6 protein-coding genes and 1 pseudogene are annotated in these 5931 nt (G+C 73.6%); 2 read left to right on the top strand and 5 right to left on the bottom strand.

What is annotated here, in order from left to right; translation table 11 throughout:
• The 4 genes from IE312_RS41455 to hrcA all read right to left on the bottom strand — a co-directional run.
• On the bottom strand, nt 1-423 hold a 423-nt coding region (locus tag IE312_RS41455), incomplete at its 3' end, for an RsmE family RNA methyltransferase (protein WP_229900321.1).
• Nucleotides 420-1508: a nitronate monooxygenase gene (locus tag IE312_RS23140; RefSeq protein ID WP_189984256.1), complete on the bottom strand. Its 1089-nt coding sequence runs from the start codon at nt 1506-1508 to the stop codon at nt 420-422. The genes IE312_RS23140 and IE312_RS41455, both read right to left, overlap by 4 nt.
• A gap of 122 nt (nt 1509-1630) precedes the next feature.
• Nucleotides 1631-2767 (bottom strand): molecular chaperone DnaJ, encoded by a 1137-nt coding sequence (gene dnaJ, locus IE312_RS23135; RefSeq protein ID WP_189984255.1) that lies wholly within the window; start codon nt 2765-2767, stop codon nt 1631-1633.
• Nucleotides 2768-3784, bottom strand: a complete 1017-nt coding sequence (hrcA, locus tag IE312_RS23130) for a heat-inducible transcriptional repressor HrcA (RefSeq protein WP_189984254.1) — start codon at nt 3782-3784, stop codon at nt 2768-2770.
• Nucleotides 3785-3945: 161 nt separating this feature from the next.
• On the opposite strand from hrcA, the gene IE312_RS23125 reads away from it, so the two are divergent.
• On the top strand, nt 3946-4668 hold the full coding sequence (locus tag IE312_RS23125) for an MBL fold metallo-hydrolase (RefSeq protein WP_189984253.1): 723 nt from the start codon (nt 3946-3948) through the stop codon (nt 4666-4668).
• Nucleotides 4669-4725: 57 nt separating this feature from the next.
• Complete coding sequence (locus IE312_RS23120; protein ID WP_189984252.1) at nt 4726-5541, top strand: DUF3097 domain-containing protein; 816 nt, start codon at nt 4726-4728, stop codon at nt 5539-5541.
• A gap of 61 nt (nt 5542-5602) precedes the next feature.
• On the opposite strand, the pseudogene IE312_RS41450 reads toward IE312_RS23120, so the two are convergent.
• Nucleotides 5603-5931, bottom strand: a pseudogene (locus IE312_RS41450) (radical SAM family heme chaperone HemW); the annotation flags it as partial.

Below are 5931 nucleotides of genomic sequence, written 5' to 3'. Positions count from 1 at the left end.
CTCGCGGGCGGTGGCCCGCCACTTGCCGAGGGCCTTCAGTCCGCGCTCGCCCTTCCACTGGGTGATGCAGCGGGACGCCTGCCAGGGCACGATCGCGTCGACGCCGACCTCGGTCATCGTCTCGACGGCCAGTTCGCCGCGGTCGCCCTTGGGCAGGGCCTGGACGACGGTGATGCGCGGGCCGGCCGGCGGCTCCTCGCGCACCGGGTCCAGGTCCGTGACGACCAGCCGGTCCTTGCCCTCGGCGGCCTTGACGACCCCCTCCGTCCAGCGTCCCCGCCCGTCGGTGAGGATCACGCGCTCGCCCGGCCGCAGCCGCTTCACGGACACGGCGTGCCGTCCCTCGGGGCCGTCGAGCACGAACTCCGGTCCGAACCGGTCGGGTCCGCCGAGCTGGTCGACGACGAAGACGGGCGCGGTCATCGCGGGTCACCTCCGGGCCGCGGCAGGTCCGACAACGCTGTCCGGGCATCGGCGAGTTCGGCCGCCAGCACCTCCACCAGCCGTCCGGCGGGCAGTTCCCGGGCCATCCGGTGGCCCTGGCCCGCCCACAGCGCCATGCCCTGGGCGTCCCCGGCCTTGGCGGCGGCCTTGCGCAGCGGGGAGGTGAGGTGGTGGACCTCCGGGTAGGCGGCGGGGGCGTACGGGCCGTGCTCGCGCACGAAGCGGTTGACCAGTGCGCGGGCCGGGCGCCCGGAGAAGGCGCGGGTCAGCTCGGTGCGCGCGAACAGGGGGTTGGTCAGCGCCTGCTTGTGCAGGGCGTGCGCGCCGGACTCGGGGGTGGCGAGGAAGGCGGTGCCCAGCTGGGCCGCGCTCGCGCCCGCCGCGAGGACGGCGGCGATCTGGCTGCCGCGCATGATGCCGCCGGCGGCGACGACCGGGACGCTGACGGCCTCGCGGATCTGCGCGACCAGCGACAGCAGTCCGGTGCCGGAGCCGTCGTTCTCCGGGAGGTCCCGGTGGGCGCCCTGGTGCCCGCCGGCCTCCACGCCCTGGGCGATCACCGCGTCCGCTCCGGCCCGCTCGGCCGCGCGGGCCTCCTCGGCGGTGGTGACGGTGACCAGGGTGAGGGTGCCCGCCCGGCGCAGGGTGTCGAGCACCTCGCGGCTCGGCACGCCGAAGTGGAAGGAGACCACCGGCACCGGGTCGTCGAGCAGGACGGCGAGCTTGGCGTCGTAGCCGTCGTCCCGGCCGCTGTCCGGGTCGCCCAGCTCGGTCTCGTACCAGGAGGCCTCGCCGGCCAGCTGGTGCGCGTACACCTCCACGGTGCCGGACTCGGCGTGCTCCGGCTGGGGCACGAACACGTTCACGCCGAAGGGACGGTTGGTGAGCCCCCGCAGCTGCTTGATCTCCTGGTACATGCCGTCGGCGGTCTTGTACCCGGCGGCGAGGAACCCGAGGCCGCCGGCCTCGGAGACGGCGGCGGCGAGCTGCGGGACGGAGACGCCGCCCGCCATGGGGGCCTGCACGATCGGGTGGGGGAAGAGATCGGTCAGCGCGGAGGACATGACCGCATGTTGTCACGTCCTCCGAACAAGTCCGAATCCGGGCTTCCCCCGGCATAGGACACTGGCATAGAGGGCTCCGGGGCCCTCACGCGAAGGGTCCCGGGACCCCGCACACCCCGGCCTCAGCGGCCGTTGAACGCGTCCTTCAGGCGGGAGAACAGCCCCTGCTGACCCGGCTGGAACTGGCCCGTCGGGCGCTCCTCGCCGCGGAGCTTGGCCAGCTCGCGCAGCAGTCGCTCCTGCTCGGGGTCCAGCTTGGTCGGCGTGGTCACCTCGACGTGCACGATCAGGTCACCCCGGCCGCCGCCGCGCAGATGCGTGACACCCCGGTTGTGCAGCGGGATCGACTGGCCGGACTGGGTGCCGGGCCGGATGTCGACCTCCTCCATGCCGTCCAGCGTCTCCAGCGGCACCTTCGTGCCGAGGGCCGCCGCCGTCATCGGGATCGTCACCGTGCAGTGCAGGTCGTCGCCGCGCCGCTGGAACATCGGGTGCGGCAGCTCGTGGATCTCGACGTACAGGTCACCGGCCGGACCGCCGCCGGGGCCGACCTCGCCCTCGCCGGCGAGCTGGATCCGCGTGCCGTTGTCCACACCGGCCGGGATCTTCACGGTGAGCGTGCGGCGGGAGCGGACCCGGCCGTCACCGGCGCACTCCGGGCACGGCGTCGGCACCACCGTGCCGAAGCCCTGGCACTGCGGGCAGGGCCGCGAGGTCATGACCTGGCCCAGGAAGGACCGGGTGACCTGCGAGACCTCGCCACGGCCGCGGCACATGTCACACGTCTGCGCCGACGTGCCCGGAGCCGCGCCCTCGCCGTTGCAGGTGTTGCAGACGACGGCGGTGTCGACCTGGATGTCCTTGGTCGTCCCGAAGGCCGCCTCGTCCAGCTCGATCTCGATCCGGATCATCGCGTCCTGGCCGCGCCGGGTGCGCGAGCGCGGCCCGCGCTGCGACGCCGTACCGAAGAACGCGTCCATGATGTCGGAGAAGTTGCCGAAGCCGCCCGCGCCGAAGCCGCCCGCGCCCGCGCCGCCCGACTGGGAGAGCGGGTCGCCGCCGAGGTCGTAGACCTGCTTCTTCTGCGGGTCCGACAGCACCTCGTAAGCGGCGTTGATCTCCTTGAACCGCTCCTGGGTCTTCGGGTCGGGGTTGACGTCCGGGTGCAGCTCGCGCGCGAGCCGGCGGAACGCCTTCTTGATCTCATCCTGCGACGCGTCGCGGCGCACGCCGAGAACGGCGTAGTAGTCCGTGGCCACTTACGACTCCGCCAGGATCTGTCCGACGTACCGTGCCACTGCGCGTACCGCTCCCATCGTTCCCGGGTAGTCCATGCGGGTCGGTCCGACCACGCCGAGCTTGGCAACCGCCTCGCCGCCCGAACCGTAGCCGACCGACACGACGGACGTGGAGTTGAGTCCCTCGTGGGCGTTCTCGTGGCCGATGCGCACGGTCACGCCCGGATCCTTGGCCTCGCCCAGGAGCTTGAGGAGCACGACCTGCTCCTCCAGGGCCTCCAGGACCGGCCGGATCGTAAGGGGGAAGTCATGCCCGAAGCGGGTGAGATTGGCGGTTCCGCCGATCATCAGCCGCTCCTCGTTCTCCTCCACCAGTGTCTCCAGCAGAGTGGAGAGCACCGTGGAGACCGTACCGCGGTCCTCCGGCTCGAAGGCGTCCGGCAGGTCCTCGACCAGCTTCGGCACATCGCTGAACCGGCGGCCCGCGACCCGGCTGTTGAGCCGTGCCCTGAGGTCCGCGAGCGAGGTCTCGCCGAACGGCGCCGGGCAGTCCACCATGCGCTGCTCGACCCGTCCGGTGTCCGTGATCAGCACCAGCATCACCCGCGCGGGGGCCAGCGAGAGCAGTTCCACGTGCCGGACCGTGGACCGGGTCAGCGACGGGTACTGCACGACGGCGACCTGCCGGGTCAGCTGCGCGAGCAGCCGCACCGTGCGCGCGACGACGTCGTCGAGGTCGACGGCGCCCTCCAGGAAGTTCTGGATGGCGCGCCGCTCGGGCGCGGTCATCGGCTTCACTCCCGCGAGCTTGTCCACGAACAGCCGGTAGCCCTTGTCGGTGGGGATCCGCCCGGCGCTGGTGTGCGGCTGGGCGATGTACCCCTCCTCCTCGAGGGCCGCCATGTCGTTGCGGACGGTCGCCGGGGACACACCGAGGTTGTGCCGCTCGGTGAGGGCCTTGGACCCCACCGGCTCCTCGGTGCCGACATAGTCCTGGACGATGGCGCGCAGCACCTGAAGCCTGCGTTCACTCAGCATCCGCGCGCACCTCCAGCATGTCGTCCCCGGTCCCTTCGGATCGTCGGCCTGGCACTCTTCGCATGGGAGTGCCAAAGTTCCCCCGGCCCAGTGTACGGCTGCCGGGCGCACACCGGGCAAGGTCGGGCCGCGTACCGGTCCGTACCGCTAGCGTCGCCGGTATGAGCGTGACTTGGGAAGAGCTGGGGTGGGAACGGCTGGCGGCCGGGGTGGGGCGGTGCCGGCTGCCCGGCTGGGACTGCACGGCGGGACTGGTCCTCGGGGAGGGCGCGGCGCTCCTCGTGGACGCCGGGTCCAGCCTGGCGGAGGGAGCCCTGCTGCGCGCGCGGGCCGAGCGGCTCGCGGGCGGCCGTGTGACCCATCTCGCGCTGACCCACCCCCATTTCGACCACGTGTTCGGCGCGGCCGCGTTCGCCGGGGCGGAGGTGTTCGCGGCGGTGGGCGTGGACGCCGCGCTGGCGCACGAACGCGAGGAGCTGCGCCTGGACGCCGTCCGCAACGGGCTGCCGGTGGCGGACGCGGACACGGCGGTGGACGCGCTGGTCCCGCCCGGCCACCTGGTCTCCGGCGAGTGGACCCTCGGCCTCGGCGGCGGCCGGCAGGCGCTGCTGGCCAACGTGGGTCCCGGCCACACGGCGTACGACCTCGTGGTCCTGGTGCCCGGGGACCCGGAGGTGGTCTTCTGCGGCGACCTGGTGGAGGAGTCCGGCGAGCCCCAGGCGGGCCCGGACGCGGTCCCGTCCCGCTGGCCGGACGCCCTGGACCGGCTGCTGGCCCTCGGCGGCGAGGACGCGCTGTACGTGCCCGGTCACGGAGCGGTGGTCGACGCGGGGTTCGTACGACGCCAACGCGACGCCCTGGCAACGCGGTTCGGTGTTCCCTGAGCGGCTCCCCCGGCGTGTCGTAGGCCTCGCCGCGCGGCTTCTCCTATCGTCATCCGAATGCGCCAGTACCCTGCCGACCTGACCCCTCCCTGGAAGAAGCCGACGCCGGTGCCGGAGGTGCCGGCCGAGCCTGGCCTGGTGGTGGAGGAGCCCGGCACCGGGTTCTGCGGGGCGGTGATCCGCTGCGAGGCGGGCACGGTGACGCTGGAGGACCGCTTCGGCAAGCACCGGGTGTTCCCGCTGGAGCCGCGCGGCTTCCTGCTGGAGGGCCGCGTGGTGACGCTGGTCCGGCCCGCCTCCCCGGCCCCGGCACGGCCCGCCCGCACGGCCTCCGGCTCGGTCGCCGTCCACCGGGCCCGCGCGCGCGTGGCCCGCGCCGGCCGGATCTACGTGGAGGGCCGGCACGACGCCGAGCTGGTCGAGAAGGTCTGGGGCGACGACCTGCGGATCGAGGGCGTCGTCGTGGAGTACCTGGAGGGCGTGGACGACCTGCCGGCCGTCGTGTCCGACTTCGCCCCGGGCCCCGACGCCCGCCTGGGCGTCCTCGTGGACCACCTGGTGCCGGGCACCAAGGAGTGGCGCATCGCGGAGGCGGTGACCAGCGAGCACGCGCTGGTGGTCGGCCACCCCTTCATCGACATCTGGCAGGCGGTGAAGCCGTCGGCGCTGGGCATCGAGGCGTGGCCGGCGGTGCCCAAGGGGCAGGACTGGAAGACGGGGGTGTGCCGGGCGCTGGGCTGGCCGGCGGAGAACACCGGGGCCGTGTGGCAGGCGATCCTGAAGCGGGTGGACTCCTACAAGGACCTGGAGCCGGAGCTGCTGGGCCGCGTGGAGGAGCTGATCGACTTCGTCACGGGTGGCGGTGGGGCCTGACGTCGGGCGACCGGGCCGGGGACCGAACCGGCGCTCCGGCGGTGTGCGCACGTCGCAGTGATCAGTCCACCAGGTCCCGCACCACCGCGTCCGCCAGCAGCCGCCCGCGCAGGGTCAGCACGGCCCGCCCCTGGGCGTACGGCCCCTCCTGCAGGAGCCCGTCCGCGAGCGCCCGCCGGGAAGCCGCGAGCCCGTCCTCCTTCAGCAGGGACAGCGGCACCCCCTCCCGCAGCCGCAGCTCCAGCAGGACGCGCTCCACGCGCCGGTCCTCGTCGGACAGCAGCTCCCGGCCGGCGCCCGGGGAGCGTCCGGAGGCGAGGGCAGCCGCGTACGCCCCCGGGTGCTTGACGTTCCACCAGCGCACCCCGCCCACGTGCGAGTGGGCCCCGG

Source organism: Streptomyces capoamus (assembly GCF_014654935.1).
Lineage (GTDB): Bacteria > Actinomycetota > Actinomycetes > Streptomycetales > Streptomycetaceae > Streptomyces > Streptomyces capoamus.
Note: the sequence above shows the minus strand (reverse complement) of the source record. Positions and strands in the feature narration are given on the sequence as shown.

Coding starts and splice junctions, on each gene's coding strand:
- IE312_RS23120 (WP_189984252.1), top strand. CDS start 4,726: ATGCGCCAGTACCCTGCCGACCTGACCCCTCCCTGGAAGAAGCCGACG.
- IE312_RS23140 (WP_189984256.1), bottom strand. CDS start 1,508: ATGTCCTCCGCGCTGACCGATCTCTTCCCCCACCCGATCGTGCAGGCC.
- IE312_RS23125 (WP_189984253.1), top strand. CDS start 3,946: ATGAGCGTGACTTGGGAAGAGCTGGGGTGGGAACGGCTGGCGGCCGGG.
- hrcA (WP_189984254.1), bottom strand. CDS start 3,784: ATGCTGAGTGAACGCAGGCTTCAGGTGCTGCGCGCCATCGTCCAGGAC.